Below are 1,212 nucleotides of genomic sequence, written 5' to 3'. Positions count from 1 at the left end.
GGTACGAATGCTCTTACCTGCATGGAGCAATTCGAAGGCTTCATTAATTTGCTCAAACGGCATGTCGTGGGTAATAAAGTCGTCGATATTCAGCTCACCATTCATATAGCGCTCGACGTAACCCGGTAACTCACTGCGTCCTTTAACACCACCAAACGCAGAGCCTTTCCAAACCCGCCCGGTGACCAGTTGGAAGGGACGCGTGGAGATCTCTTCGCCCGCGCCCGCAACACCAATGACAATCGACTCCCCCCAGCCTTTATGGCAGCACTCAAGGGCCGAACGCATCACGTTAACATTGCCGATACACTCAAAGGAGTAATCAACACCACCGTCGGTCATATCGACGATTACCTGCTGAATCGGGTCGCTGTAGTCTTTCGGATTAACGAAATCAGTCGCGCCAAACTGCTTGGCCAATGCAAATTTATCGGGGTTCACATCGATGGCAATAATCTTCGCGGCTTTTGCCATGACTCCCCCTTGGATGACCGCCAAACCAATCGCGCCCAAACCAAAAACGGCGATGGTGGAGCCTGGCTCTACTTTTGCCGTATTCAGTACCGCACCGATACCGGTAGTAACGCCGCAGCCCAATAGGCAGATTTTATCCATCGGCGCTTCTTTGGAGACCACCGCAAGCGATACCTCCGGCAGCACGGTGTACTCACTGAAAGTCGACGTGCCCATGTAGTGATGCAGCATTTTGCCATCTAGTGAAAAGCGCGAGGTGCCATCAGGCATCACACCTTTACCTTGAGTAGCGCGCACGCTGCCACATAGGTTTGTTTTACCGGATAGGCAGAATTTACATTTGCCGCACTCGGCGGTGTACAGCGGAATAACATGGTCACCCGGCTTAACGCTGGTCACACCCTCGCCAACTTCTTGCACCACACCAGCACCTTCGTGGCCCAATACCGCTGGGAAATTACCTTCGGGGTCAGCGCCAGAAAGGGTATAAGCATCGGTATGGCATACGCTCGTCGCTGCCATCTTCACCAGTACCTCGCCCGCTTTTGGACCTTCCACATCGATCTCAACTAATTCAAGCGGCTTACCCGCTTCGAGTGCTACGGCGGCACGTGATTTCATCTATGCATCTCCTTAACGGTCACATAAGACTGAAGACTGTTTTATCGGACTCGTTTTAATCGAATCAGATTTAATGACTGCAGTGTAGGCCAGCTAGCCTGGATTTCTCATAGTACC

1 protein-coding gene is annotated in these 1,212 nt (G+C 52.1%); it reads right to left on the bottom strand.

Annotation, left to right across the window (positions count from 1 at the left end):
- Positions 1 to 1,095 (bottom strand): S-(hydroxymethyl)glutathione dehydrogenase/class III alcohol dehydrogenase (locus INT22_RS05065; protein WP_193067813.1); only part of this gene is annotated, 1,095 nt, incomplete at its 3' end.
- Positions 1,096 to 1,212: the final 117 nt, after the last annotated feature.

This window comes from Halomonas sp. 3D7M (assembly GCF_014897885.1).
Taxonomy (GTDB): Bacteria; Pseudomonadota; Gammaproteobacteria; order Pseudomonadales; family Halomonadaceae; genus Vreelandella.
Note: the sequence above shows the minus strand (reverse complement) of the source record. Positions and strands in the feature narration are given on the sequence as shown.